The sequence below is a fragment of the Pseudomonas sp. BO3-4 genome (assembly GCF_034044115.1).
Lineage (GTDB): Bacteria > Pseudomonadota > Gammaproteobacteria > Pseudomonadales > Pseudomonadaceae > Aquipseudomonas > Aquipseudomonas alloputida.
The window spans coordinates 2169824-2185928 of sequence record NZ_CP139018.1 but is presented as its reverse complement, the minus strand read 5'-3'; the positions used below and the strand labels follow the sequence as shown (position 1 = coordinate 2185928).

The 16105-nt window shown below is 52.5% G+C and carries 17 protein-coding genes; 9 read left to right on the top strand and 8 right to left on the bottom strand.

What is annotated here, in order from left to right:
* The first annotated feature begins 50 nt into the window (after positions 1–50).
* Both REH59_RS09895 and REH59_RS09890 read left to right on the top strand, forming a co-directional pair.
* The gene (locus tag REH59_RS09895) at positions 51–1241 is read left to right on the top strand and encodes an NAD(P)/FAD-dependent oxidoreductase (RefSeq protein WP_121161181.1); all 1191 of its coding nucleotides are present in this window, start codon (positions 51–53) and stop codon (positions 1239–1241) included.
* A gap of 30 nt (positions 1242–1271) precedes the next feature.
* Positions 1272–1721, top strand: a complete 450-nt coding sequence (locus REH59_RS09890; protein WP_181097904.1) for a DUF1641 domain-containing protein — start codon at positions 1272–1274, stop codon at positions 1719–1721.
* Between the two features lie 83 nt (positions 1722–1804).
* On the opposite strand, the gene REH59_RS09885 is transcribed toward REH59_RS09890, so the two are convergent.
* Positions 1805–2005, bottom strand: a complete 201-nt coding sequence (locus REH59_RS09885) for a YbdD/YjiX family protein (RefSeq protein ID WP_014860748.1) — start codon at positions 2003–2005, stop codon at positions 1805–1807.
* Positions 2006–2019: 14 nt separating this feature from the next.
* A complete protein-coding gene (locus REH59_RS09880; RefSeq protein ID WP_121161176.1) occupies positions 2020–4077 on the bottom strand; it encodes a carbon starvation CstA family protein in 2058 nt (685 codons plus the stop codon).
* A gap of 295 nt (positions 4078–4372) precedes the next feature.
* On the opposite strand from REH59_RS09880, the gene REH59_RS09875 reads away from it, so the two are divergent.
* From REH59_RS09875 to REH59_RS09845, 7 genes are all read left to right on the top strand, one after another.
* Positions 4373–5734: a cache domain-containing protein gene (locus REH59_RS09875; RefSeq protein ID WP_181097902.1), complete on the top strand. Its 1362-nt coding sequence runs from the start codon at positions 4373–4375 to the stop codon at positions 5732–5734.
* 31 nt (positions 5735–5765) lie between these two features.
* On the top strand, positions 5766–6416 hold the full coding sequence (locus REH59_RS09870) for a response regulator transcription factor (RefSeq protein WP_320450492.1): 651 nt from the start codon (positions 5766–5768) through the stop codon (positions 6414–6416).
* A 934-nt stretch (positions 6417–7350) separates the two neighbouring features.
* Entirely contained in the window at positions 7351–7905 is a 555-nt protein-coding gene (locus REH59_RS09865; protein ID WP_014860752.1) for an OsmC family protein, read from the top strand.
* Between the two features lie 91 nt (positions 7906–7996).
* Positions 7997–8770, top strand: a complete 774-nt coding sequence (locus tag REH59_RS09860) for an SDR family NAD(P)-dependent oxidoreductase (protein WP_063427211.1) — start codon at positions 7997–7999, stop codon at positions 8768–8770.
* A 92-nt stretch (positions 8771–8862) separates the two neighbouring features.
* Entirely contained in the window at positions 8863–9453 is a 591-nt protein-coding gene (locus tag REH59_RS09855) for a TetR/AcrR family transcriptional regulator (RefSeq protein ID WP_181097900.1), read from the top strand.
* 3 nt (positions 9454–9456) lie between these two features.
* Complete coding sequence (locus REH59_RS09850) at positions 9457–10155, top strand: DsbA family oxidoreductase (RefSeq protein ID WP_181097899.1); 699 nt, start codon at positions 9457–9459, stop codon at positions 10153–10155.
* Between the two features lie 63 nt (positions 10156–10218).
* Positions 10219–10548 (top strand): thioredoxin family protein, encoded by a 330-nt coding sequence (locus tag REH59_RS09845; RefSeq protein WP_063427272.1) that lies wholly within the window; start codon positions 10219–10221, stop codon positions 10546–10548.
* A 21-nt stretch (positions 10549–10569) separates the two neighbouring features.
* On the opposite strand, the gene kefC is transcribed toward REH59_RS09845, so the two are convergent.
* The 6 genes from kefC to REH59_RS09815 all read right to left on the bottom strand — a co-directional run bounded on the left by kefC (position 10570) and on the right by REH59_RS09815 (position 16050).
* Positions 10570–12405: a glutathione-regulated potassium-efflux system protein KefC gene (gene kefC, locus REH59_RS09840; protein WP_014860755.1), complete on the bottom strand. Its 1836-nt coding sequence runs from the start codon at positions 12403–12405 to the stop codon at positions 10570–10572.
* A complete protein-coding gene (gene kefF / locus REH59_RS09835) occupies positions 12406–12927 on the bottom strand; it encodes a glutathione-regulated potassium-efflux system oxidoreductase KefF (protein ID WP_121161166.1) in 522 nt (173 codons plus the stop codon).
* A gap of 109 nt (positions 12928–13036) precedes the next feature.
* A complete protein-coding gene (locus REH59_RS09830; protein WP_014860756.1) occupies positions 13037–13255 on the bottom strand; it encodes a tautomerase family protein in 219 nt (72 codons plus the stop codon).
* A gap of 30 nt (positions 13256–13285) precedes the next feature.
* Positions 13286–14392, bottom strand: a complete 1107-nt coding sequence (locus tag REH59_RS09825; protein WP_320450491.1) for an alkene reductase — start codon at positions 14390–14392, stop codon at positions 13286–13288.
* A 43-nt stretch (positions 14393–14435) separates the two neighbouring features.
* Positions 14436–14768 (bottom strand): carboxymuconolactone decarboxylase family protein, encoded by a 333-nt coding sequence (locus REH59_RS09820; RefSeq protein WP_014860758.1) that lies wholly within the window; start codon positions 14766–14768, stop codon positions 14436–14438.
* Positions 14769–15489: 721 nt separating this feature from the next.
* A complete protein-coding gene (locus REH59_RS09815) occupies positions 15490–16050 on the bottom strand; it encodes a TetR/AcrR family transcriptional regulator (RefSeq protein ID WP_063427219.1) in 561 nt (186 codons plus the stop codon).
* Positions 16051–16105 lie beyond the last annotated feature (55 nt).

The window sequence follows — 16105 nt, the reverse complement described above, 5'->3', positions numbered from 1 at the left end:
TCGTTGAATACGCGACTGGCCCTTCATTTAGCTCAGACTATGGAGAGCACATGCCACATCGGATAATTATTGTCGGCGGCGGTATTGGCGGCACAATGACTGCTAATCATCTTGCCACCAAACTCTACCCTGAGATACGCAGTGGCAAGGTGGAAATCTTGATGCTGTCCAACTCTCCCTGGCACTATTACAAACCTGCGTTCATGTACATTGCCTTTGACAGTTTCTTCAAAAATGAGCTCCGGCGGCCTCAGCGCAGCCTACTCCGCCCTGAGATCGACTTCCTTATAGAAGAGGTCGAGGAATTCCAATACAACCAGAACCGCGTGAAATGTAAAAGCGGAAAAGTATACGGATATGACCAACTCGTCATCTCCACAGGCTGTGTACCAAGCCCCGAGCGAATCGATGGCCTAAAAGAAGGCGGTGATCATTTTTATCAATATGAGCCTGCGCGGCAGCTTGCAGATAAATTGAAGTCCATAGAAAAAGGCAGAATTCTAGTCACCGTAACATTCCCCAAGACCCCCAATGTACCTCACCAATGTGGTATTGCACCCATTGAGACTACGCTAATGCTTGACGACCTGCTACGTAAACGCGGCGTTAGAGACAAAGTGGAAATCGTCTATACATACCCTACCGTAGCTCAACTGTTACGAAACTGTCTTTTTTTGCAGAAGGACACCTGCGAAGTATTACCCAGTATATTTGAACAGAGGGGCATTAAGCACCAGAGAAGCTTTACGCTTAACCGAGTTGATCCGGGAAGCAATATCGCGTTTTCAGAAGAAGGCGGAGCGGAAGATTTCGACATTCTTATGGCCACTCCACCTATCCGCGCAGTAGACGCAGTTAGAAACTCCGGACTGTCGCAAGCTCAAGATGATGAAGGGTGGCTCCCTACAAACTATCAAACCATGAAAGTATATGGGTTAGAGAACGTATATGTTCTGGGCGATACCGTTGATCTTCCCGTGAGCAAGGCCGGGGGCGCGTGCCATAGCCAGTCCCCTGTTGTAGTAAATAACATAGCCTCCGAGCTTCGTTTCGGGCGGACTTGCGACAGTTATGAGGGTAAGGTTGCTGCAATTGCGCAAATGGGATTAGAGGCAGGAATGCCGCTCTGGTACGACTATGAAAATGATGTAAAGCCTACGCCCCCCACCAAGATTGGCGGACTTATGAGGAAAAGCTTCAATAGAGGCATATATTGGGCGGTCGCGCGCGGCCTGGTGTAACACGATCAATAATTTTACAGGACACCTCAGATGAGCTCACTCCCTGAACAAGGAAGCCTCTCGAAAAATAAACCGGGAGCGCCCTCGATTTCGGAATCGTTGGAACTTAGCGAGGCTGCGCTCGAAGGGCTCAGGTCGCTTGTCGTAAAGCTTGAGCCCCTCTTGGCCGGAGATCGACTCTCAAGACTGGTCGACCTAATGTCAGTTGCGACCGACATCGTCGACATGAGCGATTCTTACATGGTCGAAAAGCTAGCAAATGTCTTCGAAGAAGGCTCGTCTGCTGCATGGTTAGCGGGTAACGCGGCTCGCGTTGCGAGCGCCCAGGTAAGCAAGCTTTCGGAACCCCCCTCTTTAGTCCGTTTGCTTCGAATGACCTCTGATCCGGATGTCAGACGGGGACTAGCATTTGCGTTGGAATTTTCGGGAGCACTCGGAAAGCAACTCAACCATGGCGTTACTAACCATCTAGAAGACTGACACCGTTTTCGCAGACCAAGACGCAAAGCGCCCGATGCATTGCATCGGGCGCGATTGACTACGCAGAAAAATACCTCAAGGTACTAACAGCAACGTGGCTGACCGTTGCCGCCGCCGTATCGAGCTTCCTGTCTCTCCCGAAAGAATTCCTCATATGACATCAGAGGTTTGTCAGGGTGCTTGTTTTGCATGTGCTCGACGTAAGTGTCGTAGTCAGGCATGCCCACCATCAGACGCGCTGCCTGACCCAGGTATTTACCGAGGCGACTCAGGTCATTGAACACGTTACACCCCTCCTTTACGCATCAGGCAGTGCTAGGTAAGGCGACTCTTTATCCGTACGCTCCTTGCTACCCCACGCTGCAATCCCGACCTTGAGCGCGTAGAACAAAATGCTAAACATAACAAGCAAGAACAGGGCTGTGAGCGTAGCGTTCGTATAGGCGTTGAAGATCACATGCTGCATCTGCGAAATGTCCTTCGCCGGCGCCAAAATCTGACCATTGGCCTGCGCATCACTGTACTTACGCGCCAACGCCAGGAAGCCCATAGCAGGGTTAGCATCGAACAGTTTGATGAATCCTGCAGCTGTAGTGCAAATCAGCAGCCAGATCGCTGGTAGCAGGGTCACCCAGACATACCGATGACGCTTCATTTTGATAAGCACGACGGTACTGAGCATCAAAGCGATGCCTGCCAACATCTGGTTGGAAATGCCGAACAGCGGCCAAAGCGTATTAATACCACCCAACGGATCGATCACGCCCTGATAGAGCAGATAGCCCCACAATGCCACGCAGCCAGCGGTGGCAATAAGGTTTGCAGTCCAGGACTCTGTACGGCGCAGGGCAGGCACAAAGGAACCTAACAAATCCTGCAGCATGAAGCGGCCTGCCCTGGTGCCAGCATCCACAGCGGTCAAGATGAATAACGCTTCGAACAAGATTGCAAAGTGGTACCAGAACGCCATGGTGTTCTCGCCCGGCAGGACGTGGTGCAAAATTTGGGCAATGCCCACAGCCAGCGTTGGTGCCCCTCCTGCGCGAGCGAGGATGGTAGTTTCACCTATATCTTTAGCTACCGACTCTAGCTGATCTGGGGAAATGGTGAACCCCCAACTGCTAACCGTCTGCGCTACGGACACTGCATCACCACCAACGATAGCTGCAGGGCTGTTCATGGCGAAGTACACACCAGGCTCAATCACCGACGCAGCCACCATAGCCATGATTGCTACGAAGGACTCCATCAACATGCCACCGTAGCCGATGTAACGGGCGTGGCCTTCGCTCGCAAGCAATTTAGGTGTTGTGCCCGAGGCTATCAGCGCATGGAATCCCGAGACGGCACCGCAGGCAATGGTAATAAAGAGGAACGGAAACAAGCCGCCTTTCCACACCGGCCCTGTACCATCGGTGAACTGAGTCAACGCCGGCATTTTCAGCTCGGGCATAGTGACGAGAATTCCGACAGCAAGCGCGAGAATCGTGCCAATTTTGAGGAACGTGGACAGGTAGTCACGCGGAGCCAAGATGAGCCAGACGGGTAGCACCGCAGCAACGAAGCCGTAGCCAATGAGCATCCAGGTGATTTGAATACCGGTGAAGGTAAAAGCCTTGGCCCAAACTGGATCGGCAGCAATCTGCCCCCCCAACCAAATCGAGCCCAACAGCAGCAACACCCCAATTACCGAGATCTCTCCGATGCGCCCAGGACGAACATAGCGCATGTAGACGCCCATAAACATGGCGATCGGAATGGTGGCCATGACGGTGAAGATACCCCAAGGGCTCTCGGCCAGCGCCTTGACCACGATCAGCGCTAATACGGCAAGGATGATGATCATGATCAGGAAGCAGCCGAACAGCGCAATCGTTCCTGGAACTCTGCCCATCTCCTCTCGCACTATGTCCCCCAAAGAGCGACCGTTGCGGCGGGTAGACAGAAATAGCACCATGAAGTCTTGTACCGCGCCGGCAAGCACCACGCCGGCTATCAGCCAAAGCGTTCCAGGCAAATAGCCCATCTGGGCAGCGAGTACCGGCCCAACCAAAGGCCCCGCACCAGCGATGGCAGCGAAGTGATGCCCGAAGAGCACGTGTTTGTTGGTCGGCACATAATCCAGGCCGTCGTTGTTGACTACGGCGGGAGTGGCTCGACGAGGGTCTAGCTGCATCACTTTCTGGGCGATGAACAGACTGTAGTATCGGTATGCGACAAGATAGATGGCGACTGCTGCGACTACGATCCAGAGAGCATTGATAGCTTCGCCGCGGCGCAAGGCCACGACGCTAAGCGCGAATGCTCCCAGAACAGCCACGGCAAACCAGGCAATGTGTTTGGCCATATGGGTCATTACGTGTCTCCTGTCGACAGCCTGTAGGTCGTCGACCGTGATTTTTATATTTGTGTCCGCTTCGCGGCAGCGGCCAATATCCGCGTATACCCACTACAAATAAATCCGCAGAACTACGCCCACAAGCCTACGTAGTTCTACTGAGCTACCGGCTATGCGATCGGGTCTTTCGACCGCTAGCCGCTTTCGGCTACTCGGTGCATCGGGGATTGACATAAGATGCTGAAGTCCCAGTGGCCTCTGATCGCAGCGTCCAAGACTGCTGGTCGCGTACAAGGTCTGGACAGGAGTAGGAATGCAGCTCAAACACAAAATTGTCGCCCTGGGGATCTTGCCACTTGTACTGGCTATTGCCGCTATCTGCGCGCTTGTCATCTCCCTGAACAACCAGCTGGGTGACCAGCAAGCACAACTGATCGAAGACAGTATTTTGGTCAGTAAGCGCGCAGAGCTTGAAAACTACGTAGCGATGGCGAGGAGCTTGATCGCCCCCCTCTACAACGATGGCCATGGCGATGACCATGCTAAGCAAAAAGTCCTAGACGAGCTGAGGAAGCTGAGCTTTGGCATCAATGGTTATTTTTTCGTCTACGATCGCCAAGGCCGTAGTCTCATGCATGCACGGCAGGCAGAGCTGGTCGGCAAAGACCTCATGGATATGAGGGATCCACACGGTCTCCTAGTGATTCAAGCGTTGCTCCAGAGTGCCAAGTCTGGTGAGGGCTTCCAACGCTATGCGTGGAGCAAGCCTTCCTCCGGGAGAGTGACCGAAAAGCTCGCCTACGTCGTAATGTTGGAACAATGGGGGTGGATGATCGGTACGGGCATCTACCTTGAAGACGTTGAAAAAGCCACTCAGCAAGCTCGTGATGAAGTGGCTCATGGCATCCGCAAAACGATGTTGTCAATTGCTGTCGTAGCCCTTGTGGCAGTCTTGTTAGTATTTGCAAGCGGAATGACGTTGAACCTGAGTGAGCATCGGCTAGCCGACACCAAGCTACAACGCTTGAACCAGCGAATTGTGAGCCTTCAGGAAGAGGAGCGTTCGCGCGTTTCTCGCGAGCTGCATGATGGAATTAGCCAAGTCCTCGTGTCCATAAAATACAAACTTGAGCTAGCAAGCTTTCTGCTCGAAAACGGAGAAAGCCCAGGTGCAGTTATCTTGAAAGAGGCTACCGAGCGGCTTGGAGAGGCCATTGGTGAGGTTCGGAGCATCTCACACGACCTTCGCTCTTCGCTCTTGGACACCCTGGGGCTTCCTGCCGCGATTGGACAATTGTCTGAGGAGTTTGAGCAACGCAGTGGACTGCGGGTAACGTTTGAGACTAATGAGTTTGAGTGCCTGCTGGACGATGGGGTGCCCGTCTCGCTTTTTCGAATTGTTCAGGAGGCGTTATCCAACATCGAGCGACACGCTCAAGCTCACGATGTTGCCATTACGCTGTATGGAACCGAGCAATCTGTTCGCTTGAGAATAAGCGACGATGGAATTGGCTTTAATGTTGATGAAGTTGAGCGTCGCCACGCTGGGATCGGGCTCAGAAATATACGGGAACGCGTCGAACACCTGGGTGGTCGACTACATCTGGCCTCTGCACCAGGCCGAAGTGAGGTCGATATTGAGATTCCAATGAGTATTCCCTGTAAAAAAGTTTGACTCACCTAATTCGATAACAATGGACACCCCCATGAGCCTAACAGCACAAATTCGTTTAGCCCTGGTCGATGACCACTCGCTCGTTCGCGACGGGATTAAGGCGCTGCTTTCGGTAGTACCCAACGTGGCTGTTGTGGGTGAAGCTGAATGTGGCGCACACGCCATGGAAATGGTTGATCAGTGCAAGCCTGATCTACTTCTAGTAGACATCAACCTACCGGACATAAACGGTCTTGTACTCACACGAAAATTACGCGAAAGGTATCCTTTACTGCGGGTTCTAGTACTCAGCATGCATGACAGCAAGGAATATGTCAGCGAATCACTGCGTGCGGGTGCAAGCGGCTATGTGTTAAAAAACTCACCCTCAAGAGAAATCGTCGCTGCAATTGAAGCAATCGCAAATGGAGGTACTTTCTATAGTGCAGAAATAGCGCAAAAACTTCTCCTTGATGACGGCAACTCAAGCGAACTAACACCGAGGGAAAGCGAAGTTCTCTATAAAATGGCTCAGGGACTGAATAACAAAGAAATGGCCCGAGAACTTAACATAAGCGTCAGGACTGTAGAGACTCACCGCCTGAGTATTCGACGAAAACTAAAAATCGACAAACCTGTAGCGCTGGTAAAATATGCCATCGACCATGGAATAATTTCCAGCCAACCAGCGGCGAAGACCTGAATAATTAGCTAACACACCCGACTACACTGAAATCAAACCGATTAACATGCAATATGAAACAGCTCAGCATCACCGAAATTATCATAGCCCGCGATAATAATTGTAGATTTCGTTTTGAGGGTTGACGCGACTATGTTATCAGCAGTCGCGGATAACAGCGCGTAGGGTTCGCCGACTGAGTTTTTTACTAATGCATAGCGCAGCCTTGCACGAAAAACTCTCACTATCATGTACAGAATCTCTTCTACAAGGGCATACACCATGCCTTTTGCCTCGGTCAAACGCTCAACGGCCTAGGTGAGGGCCTCCCTTGATGGGCAGTTCCACCTTCGATAGGTGTGCTTTGTGCGAACTTCGCGCATCGAATCGCATACGAGGAGGGCTAGGCTGATAGCCGGTAAGCAGGTGTGTTGGCGTCTTCATGATACCGCTCCGACCTCAATGGATGCCCAGGCAACCTGGGGCTGCACACCCTTGTACTTTCTCCATGCCTGCATCCATTTCCTATCCTGGTACGCTTCTCATATTCATAAGCCCCTGCTGGGCGAAGACAAAAGTGCTGCCAGCCTCAAGCATTTACCACCTCGCTAATTTTAATAATAAAAACAGTAACTTGGAATTTTTTTCCTTGAACCGCTACCGCCTCATCCTAAGGGATCACCTCGATACCCGCTGCTGACCTTGGAAGGATGCGGCCTGCTGATCCTGCGTTGATCTAGATGATGCGAAAGAAAGGGTTTGCAGTCGCCTACCCGGCTCGGGAGCCATTATCCCGCGCGCCCGCCAGGTACGAAGCGCTAAGGATGGAAAGGTCGTCACATGGGGACATGGCGCCTTGTTTGAAATAATTCCTTGCAAGCCACCCTACCAGTTGGTAGAGTGATTCCTCAGCGAACACCCCACCCATAAATGTGTTGCACATAGGACTTATCAAATGACAAACAACCTGAACGGTATTGACGTAGCAGCCCTGCAACAGTTTGCCCAAGGCGTTGCTGAGGATGCGAGCAAGCGTCACGCCAGTTTCAACGTTAAGACCGCGTGGAAAGGCCAGACCCGCACTGTGGCCAAAGTCAGCCGTTACAGCCTGGCCGGTGAAACCTACTCGCGTGATTTTGAAATCGCCGCCGATGAGCCAAATGAATTGCTGGGCCAAAACACCGCACCTAACCCTCAGGAGCTGCTGATGGCTGCTCTCAACGCCTGCATGTCGGTCGGGTATGCCGCCAATGCCGCGATGATGGGCATCAAGATCCACAGCCTGGAAATTGAGACTGACGGCACTCTCGATCTCCGTGGCTTCTTGGGCATCGATGAAAGCGTTAACCCAGGTTACGACGAGGTAAGTGTCGTAATCCGCCTGCACACCGATGCCTCCCGTGAGCGTGTGGAAGAGCTGCACAAGGTGGTGCTTAAGACTTCGGTGAACTACGCGAACTTCTCCAAAGCCATTCGTATGGTGCCTACCCTCGAAGTGCGCGAGGGCTGATCCTTAGCCGCGTCACATCCAAGCCTAGCGTGCATCAGCAGAAAACCTGCTGGTGCCGCTCTTAACGAAGTCGGGATAACCGGAGTCTGCAATGATTGATTTTTTTAATGGCAAAAAACTGTTGGTCGTCGGCGGCACGAGCGGCATGGGCCTGGAAACGGCGCGCCTGTTTTTGAAGGCTGGTGGCAGCGTGGTACTCACTGGCAGCAAGCAGGACAAAGCCGACGCTGTTCGCGCTGAACTGAGTTCATTGGGGAACGTATCGGTGATCGTTGCGAACCTGATGACCGAAGAAGGAATGAATTTCGTACGCAACGAAATCAATGCAAACCACAGCGACATTGGCTTCATGGTGAACTCTGCAGGCATATTCATTCCGAAGCCTTTCATCGAGCACGATGAGGCTGACTACGACATGTATCTGGATTTGAACCGCGCCACATTCTTTATCACTCAGGCCGTGGTCAAGAATATGCTTGCCGCCAAGCGCGAAGGTTCCATTGTCAACGTCGGTTCGATTGGCGCACAAGCTGCACTGGCCGGCTCTCCAGCGACTGCTTATTCGATGGCCAAGGCGGGCCTGCACGCAGTCACCCGAAATTTGGCAATTGAACTGGCGCACTCTGGCATCAGAGTAAATGCGGTGTCGCCTGGCATCGTCCATACCTCAATCTATGAAGGTTTCATGGACAAGGACGCGATCCCCGATGCGATGAAGTCTCTTAACGATTTCCACCCGCTGGGGCGAGTCGGTGTTCCCGAAGACGTGGCCAACACCATCCTCTTCTTGCTCTCGGATAAAACTTCCTGGGTGACAGGTGCTATCTGGGACGTTGATGCAGGAGTGATGGCAGTACGCGCCTAATACCCTAGCAAGCCCTGCGTATGGCGCCTCCTGTTGAGGCGCTTTCTCAGTGCGCTGACTCCGGTGAAAGGTGCTGGCTGTAGGAGTTTCAAATGTCTATTACGACAAAAGCTGCGCTTATGAGTTACGCGGAAACCCAGATGCGTTCAAAGGGTTACTCAGCATTCAGTTACGCTGATCTCGCTGCGAAGATCGGTATCAGAAAAGCCAGCATTCACCATCATTTTCCTACGAAGGAGTGCTTGGGCGCAGAACTGATCAGCGATTATATCTCCCGGTTCAATGAAACGCTGGCATCAATCGAAGCCTTGCATCCCGAGCCATTGCAGCGCTTACAGGCCTTTTCCCGACTATTCGTGATCAGCGCGAATGAGGGGCTGCTGCCTTTATGCGGCGCATTGGCTGCGGAAATGGCTGCGTTGCCATTGTCGCTCCAAGGGCTCACGCGGGACTTCTTCAACTCTCAGCTCGCCTGGCTCCAAAGCACTCTGAATGACGCAGTCCGCCAGCACGGATGGTCGCTGGGAACAACGACTGAGAACTTCGCCTTCATGCTGTTGAGCATGCTGGAGGGGGCAAGCCTTATTGATTGGACACTCGGTCGATCAACCGACCCTCTGGCTGGCTTTAACCATTTGCTTGAAATGGCGGCAATGCAGGCTTCCCTCCTTCGCGCAGGCTAAATTATGCAAAACTCATCGAAAAAATATGTAGTCGACATCTGGTCTGATTATGTGTGCCCTTGGTGCTGGATAGCCAAGCGCCGCTTTGAGAAAGCACTTGAAAGCTTCTCAGAGAAGGACGACGTGCAAGTCAACGTTCGGGCCTATCGGCTGGCTGCTAACCACACTCCTGAGCCGATGATCCCGGCCCTGAAACGTAAGCTCGGCAACGCAAACTCCGCTTTGGCGATGATGGGTACAGTCAGTAACTATGGCAAGGTCGACGGGTTGGATTACTGCTTTGACACCATGATGTTTGGCGATACCACTGACGCTCATGTGCTAGTGAAAGCTGTTGAAGATTCGGCAGTAAAAACGCGGCTCGTAGAGGCGCTGTACGAGCAAAGTACCAGTCACGGCAAATCCCTCTTTGATCGCACCAGCTTGGCAGCGATTGCTAAAGACGCAGGTGTGTCGGACGAGTCAATCCAACTGGCTTGGTCATCTGCAGAGCTGCGCGCTGAAATGGAGGCGGATGAGCAGTTTTCCGCCCAATTGGGCGCTGGCGTACCGCTTTTCGTGTTCAACAATGAATTTTCAGTGGTAGGTGCGCAGCCTGAAGCTACGTTTCTTAAAGCACTTAATCACATGGTTGAGAGCATGCAAGTCGACGACAGCTCACCCACTGGACAGGTCTGCGGCATCGATGGCTGCAAGATTTGATTGGCAATGAATGGAGGCACTCTGAAGGTGCCGCCTGCCCTTAATACAGAACGAGAAATCCAGATGAGTCGTATCGTTGAGTTGAGCGCTCCCCAATTTGCTCGCTTCGTAGCCAAAGGGAGCAGTGTCGTAATGTTCTCAGCCTCCTGGTGCAAACCTTGTAAAGAAATGAAGCCGATCTTCTTGGAGCTGGAGGGGAAACTCCATTCATTAGCGGTATTCGGAAAGATTGATATTGCGGTGTCTCCGACAATTGCGCCGATGTATGGCATCCGCTCTGTGCCATCCTTGGCGGTTTTTCACGAAGGCCGATTACTGAAAATCTTCGCAGGGTCTAAGTCAGTTTCATCCTTGAAGAAAGCGATTATTGCTGAGCTGGAAGATGCTTGCTGACCGAGCATCCTCCGTAACTCGTCAATCTGTTCGGTCATTATTCTCGCGGTTTCTTAGACCATTTTCTCCTGGGCCTGTGTCAATTGGGTGAGCACGATCTTCGTTGAAAATTTCCGTCAGTAAAGCGTTCGCTCGTTTGTAAGCGTCGTACTTGAATTCGGTGTCATCAACAGGTTGAGCGGCCATTTCTTCCAGCATTTCCAAATTCAGGCGACGGAACCGATCCGCACGCTCACGAGCCTCGTAGCGCCCTACACCCAGTTGCTCCAAGGCTCTTCGCCCAAGAGACAACGCGCTTTCAAAGGTTTCCCGTTCCACGGCCTCTATGCCCATCTGGCGCAAGGTAATGCTGTGCCCCATATCACGAGCGCGCACCACCAGTTTTAGGGATGGAAAATGCTCTTGGGCCAGCTCCGTCAGTGCCAGGTTATCGTCCTGATTGTCGATAGCGTTGATCAGCACCACGGCTTTCGCGGCACCCGCAGCGTGAAGTAGATCGAGACGTGTAGCATCCCCGTAAAACACCTTCACCCCGAACTTTCGCAGTGTCTCAATGTGGTCGGGATCATGATCCAAGACCACTACCTCAAAGCCACAGGACATCAGCAGACGCCCAGCGATTTGACCGAACCGACCGAAGCCAGCAATGATGACCCGAGGATTGCTCTGATCAATGATGTCTGATTCCTTGCTGCCCTGTTTGCCCGACGAGTCCAAGTGATTGAGCAAGAGGATCAGCAGAGGCGTTACACACATGGACAGCGCAACCGCCAATGTCAGACTTTTACCCCAGGGGTCGACCAGGATGCCGGCGACTGTCGCTGCGCCAAATACTACAAAGGCAAACTCACTGCCTTGGCCCAGGAACACCGCCTGCCATGAGCGCTGATCACTGGGGACACTCAGGAAGCGCCCCAGAAGCTTGATCACGAGCAGTTTGATCAGGATAAAGCCCAACGTCAGAGTGATGACCTTCAAAGGGGCATCGATCAGCGTTCCGAAGTCAATCGACATGCCTACGCCGATGAAGAACAGACCCAGCAAGAGTCCCTTGAAAGGTTCGATATCGCTCTCCAGGGCGTGACGGTATTCCGAACTGGCCAATAGAACGCCCGCTAAGAAAGCCCCCATGGCCATGGATAAGCCTGCCCCTTCCAATAAGAGGCCGAACCCGAATACCAGGAAAAGGGCGACAGCACTAAAGATCTCCCTCAGGCCAGAGCGCGCTACAAAGCGAAGGACGGGTCTAGATACGTACTGACCCAAGAGAACAACTGCGACAATTGCACCAACGATTTTGGCGATGGACAGGGCCAGCTCCGAACCCGAGGGCGTACCGCCATTTGCGGCCAGCAGTGGAATCATCGCCACGAGGGGAATCGCCGCGATGTCTTGGAAAAGCAACACGGCAAAGCTGCTTCGACCCACCGCAGTCGAGGTCACGTTCCGCTCATTCATGGCCTGCATGGCGATGGCTGTAGACGAGAGGCTCAGCGTCAGTCCCACAAGCAGCGCAGCTGTCCAGCTCAAGCCTAGTGCAGCGCAAAATATTGCGATGGCTGCACCACATGCAAGCATCTGCAGCGCACCTCCACCGAACACCATTCGACGCATAGACCAAAGACGCTTGGGGTCGAGTTCAAGACCGATGATGAACAGCATCAACACCACGCCAATTTCAGCAAAGTGCAGTATGGACTCAACATCGGTTACAAGCTTCAAGCCCCACGGGCCAATTAAGCAGCCGGCAATCAGATACCCCAGAACCGGGCCTAAACCTAACCGAACGGCAATTGGGACTATCAAGGCAGCTGAGCCCAGATAGATAAGCATTTCAATCAGGCTGTGAGTGTCCATTTAATCTTCCTTCCACGAGGCCAAAAGCTCGCCGTAATGACGGATCTGCCTGAGCAGTCCGGCTTGATCTGCTCTGTATGTGCCGTGAACTGCTACTGGACTTAACCAACGCATTCCACAGTAATTTGCGGTTGCTTGAAGGGGCTGGGACAGCACGGCGAAACCTGGGTGGTCGCCGCCTTCAAAATGATCATGGTCTCCGCCCGTGGTCACGACCCACAGTAGATTTTTATTTTTTAAAGCAGTAGCACCATTGCCGTATGCCCAGCCCCGTGTGAAGACCTTGTCAATCCACAACTTCAAAAGTGGCGGGTAGCTATACCAATACAAGGGATGCTGCAGAACCAGCAGATCTGCTTGTTCAACGGCCTCCTGTTCAGCTTCAACGTTGATATTGAAATCTGGGTATAAATCGTACAGGGAGCGGATTACAACATCGGGTCTATTTGCTGCGAACCTGAGCATCAACTTGTTTACGTTGGATTTCTCAGGATAAGGATGGGCGTAAATGATCAGAATCATGGCGTGATACCCCACCAACCTGGCATTCTACAATAACGGAAAAAGCCCCCTGGTCGTTGAGCGTAAATGCACTCAACGATCAGGGAGCTATTGGTTCAGCGATGAAGCTTTACTGGCCTGCTTGCAGCTTCAACACATCCTGGGCAGTGACTGGATTGCCAGCAATGCCCCAGTCTCCGCTCTTGACCTCTTCGAAAATTACCCAGGTCAGGGCACGCATATTTTCCCCTTCCACCGACACCATGGCGTCAGTCACTTTGCGAATGACCTCAGCTTTTTGCTCGTCAGAAAAAACCCCTTCAATACCCTTGATAGTTACGAGTGGCATGGTGTTCTCCTAAATGTTTGGGATGGAATATCAGGCTTTTGCTGCTGCGTATTCCGGGTAGTCGGTGTAACCCTTGTCAATCGAATCGCTTACGCCGTAGTAGGTCGCACGATCACCCTCGGCTAGAGGCCAATCGTTCTGCATACGCTCTACAAGATCAGGGTTAGCGATATAGGCGGTGCCGAAGGCAATCAGGTCTAGCTCGCCTTTAGCCAGCTCAGACTCTGCGATTTCCTTGGTGAAGCCGCCCGCAGCCATCAAGGTGCCTTTGTAAGCCTCGCGGAACGCAGCACCGAAGCCTGGTGGCGTTTGCGCGGCCAAGATGGTTGGTTGGTAGTTCAGGTGAACAAATGCCAGCTCTCGTTCATTGAGGGCAGCCGCCATGCTCATCCAGGTTTCTTCTTCGCCTTCGTAAACACCGAAGTCGTACAGGCGACCAAACGGCGAGAAGCGAACGCCAATCTTCGAACCACCGATCTCAGCAGCAATGGCGTCAATCGTTTCCAGCAGGAAGCGCTGGCGGTTGGCAATAGAGCCACCGTACTGATCAGTCCGAGTGTTCAGGGCGCTGCTCAGGAATTGATCGAACAGGAAGCCGTTGGCTGCCATGATCTCAATACCGTCAAAACCTGCATCCATCGCCATCCGCGCGGATTTAACGAAATCCGCAATGACGCGTTTCACTTCTTCAGTTTCCAGGGCGCGTGGTTCGCTTGGTTGAACAGGCCCAGATTTGCCCGGTTCGACCCAGGCATACACCGTGGTATCCACCGCAGGCACCGTACCGGAGGATACAGGCACCATGCCATGTACCGAAACGTGGGACATGCGGCCCACGTGCCAGAGCTGTGCAAAAATCTTCCCGCCCTTGGCGTGCACCGCGTCAGTGACTTTGCGCCAGCCTGGTAGGTGCACATCTTCGTAAATGCCAGGGGTGTACAGATAGCCACGAGCCTCATCGGAGATAGGCAGGCCTTCGGTGATCAGCAAGCCGGCAGAAGCACGTTGCGCGTAGTACAGCGCGTTGGACTCATTTGGAATGTTGTTCAGAGTTCGGGTGCGAGTCATGGGCGCCATGACAACGCGGTTTTTCAGGGGAATGCCAGCCAGATCGTAAGGTGTGAAAAGCTTATTCATGATTACTCTCGAAATCGTCTAGGAAGGAAAGTCGGCGTTATGCTTAGGACTTATCGAAAGCGTCGAGTACATGGGTGCTGTACACCAAAGCGGCACCGGCGTTCATGTTGATGGCTACACCCAGTGCTTCGGCGACTTCTTCACTTGTAACGCCGAGCTTCTTAGCCTCAGCAGCGTGGAAGGCGATGCACCCGTCGCAGCGAGTGGTCACAGCTACAGCCAAAGAAATCAGCTCGCGGGTTTTGGCATCCAGATGATTCGTCTTCCCACCAGCAGCGCCTAGCGCAGCCATGCCTTTCATGGTTTCAGGGGACAGGCCATTGAGCTCTACGAGGCGAGTGTTGATGTCTTTGCGGGTTTGCTTCCAATCTTGCATGAGGCTCTCACATGGGCGTTAACGCCCGGCAGGTTCGCGGGTTTGTTTCGACAATGGACATACGCTACCATCTAGTTGGTAGGCTTGCAACGCCTCATGCGAAATTCACGTCATTACGCATGATTGAGGTGACAGTATCGATACGTGGCCAGCGAAACGTGGGACGAAGGCGCCTGTCCATGACTGCGCGCCTACCTACAGGTAGCTCACTGTAAGCATTGAATGGACGCTGGACTGCACACCCAAGGTGTATCGAGTGACTACAGCTCGGGAGCGGGTTCGGTGCCCCTATCGGGTCGACGAAGCTCACGATGCCCTCGCTAGCGTCTCCAGAAACAGCTTGAGCAAATTACTGCCGGGCACCTACGCCAATGCCGATGAGACTGTTGTTCTCATCTGCGGGTGGAAAACGGTGGGAAACACACAAATACCGACCGATAGGTAGCTTTTCGACCGGTATCGTTAAATCACCTGATTTAGGTCTGCTCAGCGACGTCGTCTCTGCTCTGAGCATTGGTTATACGCGCGGGGTATGCACCGCTCGTCCGGATGGGCAGCAGGTGATAAAGAATCGTAGGAACAAATGGCCGTAAGGCTGGGAGAACGGAGGCAGGCAGAAGGAGAACGGGCTACAAAGGAGATCTACATGGGTGACGCCCACCCTGGCAGGTGGGCAATCAGGTACGAATTACGATGCATTGATAGGTGTGAATCGCACCGATCAGACAATGATACTTCTCATAATCAAGCTGAAGCCGGATTGCGAGCCTACTTTATCGCTCATCGCCCAAGAAACAAAACTGTCACCTTCTAGAATGTTCAAAATCGCTCTTGAAATTTCATTTGGATTGAGATCGCCGCGTATCAGATTTTCAGCTTGACCTTTGATCAAATTGCTTTCTAACCACAGGAGATGAATTTGGAAAAACTTTTGAGTAAGCTCTTTGAGACTTTCTGGCAAGGCGGACAACTCTGCTGCAAGCGCACCACAGAGAGGTAGCATTCCATTTTCCGAGCTATCAACAAACAATGAGGCGAAAGCCTCTAAGCGGTCTAGCGCATCAGCGTTTTGTTCATTGATTAAAGCTAGATTTTTCTCAAATCTAAAGAGATAGCTCTCAATCACCGCGATCCCGAGCCCTTCTTTCGTCGGAAAGTGGTGATGAATGCTTGCTTTCTTAATACCAATTTCATCCGCTAAATCTGCATAGCTAAATGCTGCGTAACCCTTGGTACGCAATAGTAATTCAGCAGTAATGAGGAGATCGGAACGCGTGCTCATGACTTTACCTTGATTTTCTGATAGAGCCATATTAACTGCATTAGGGCAGTGATTC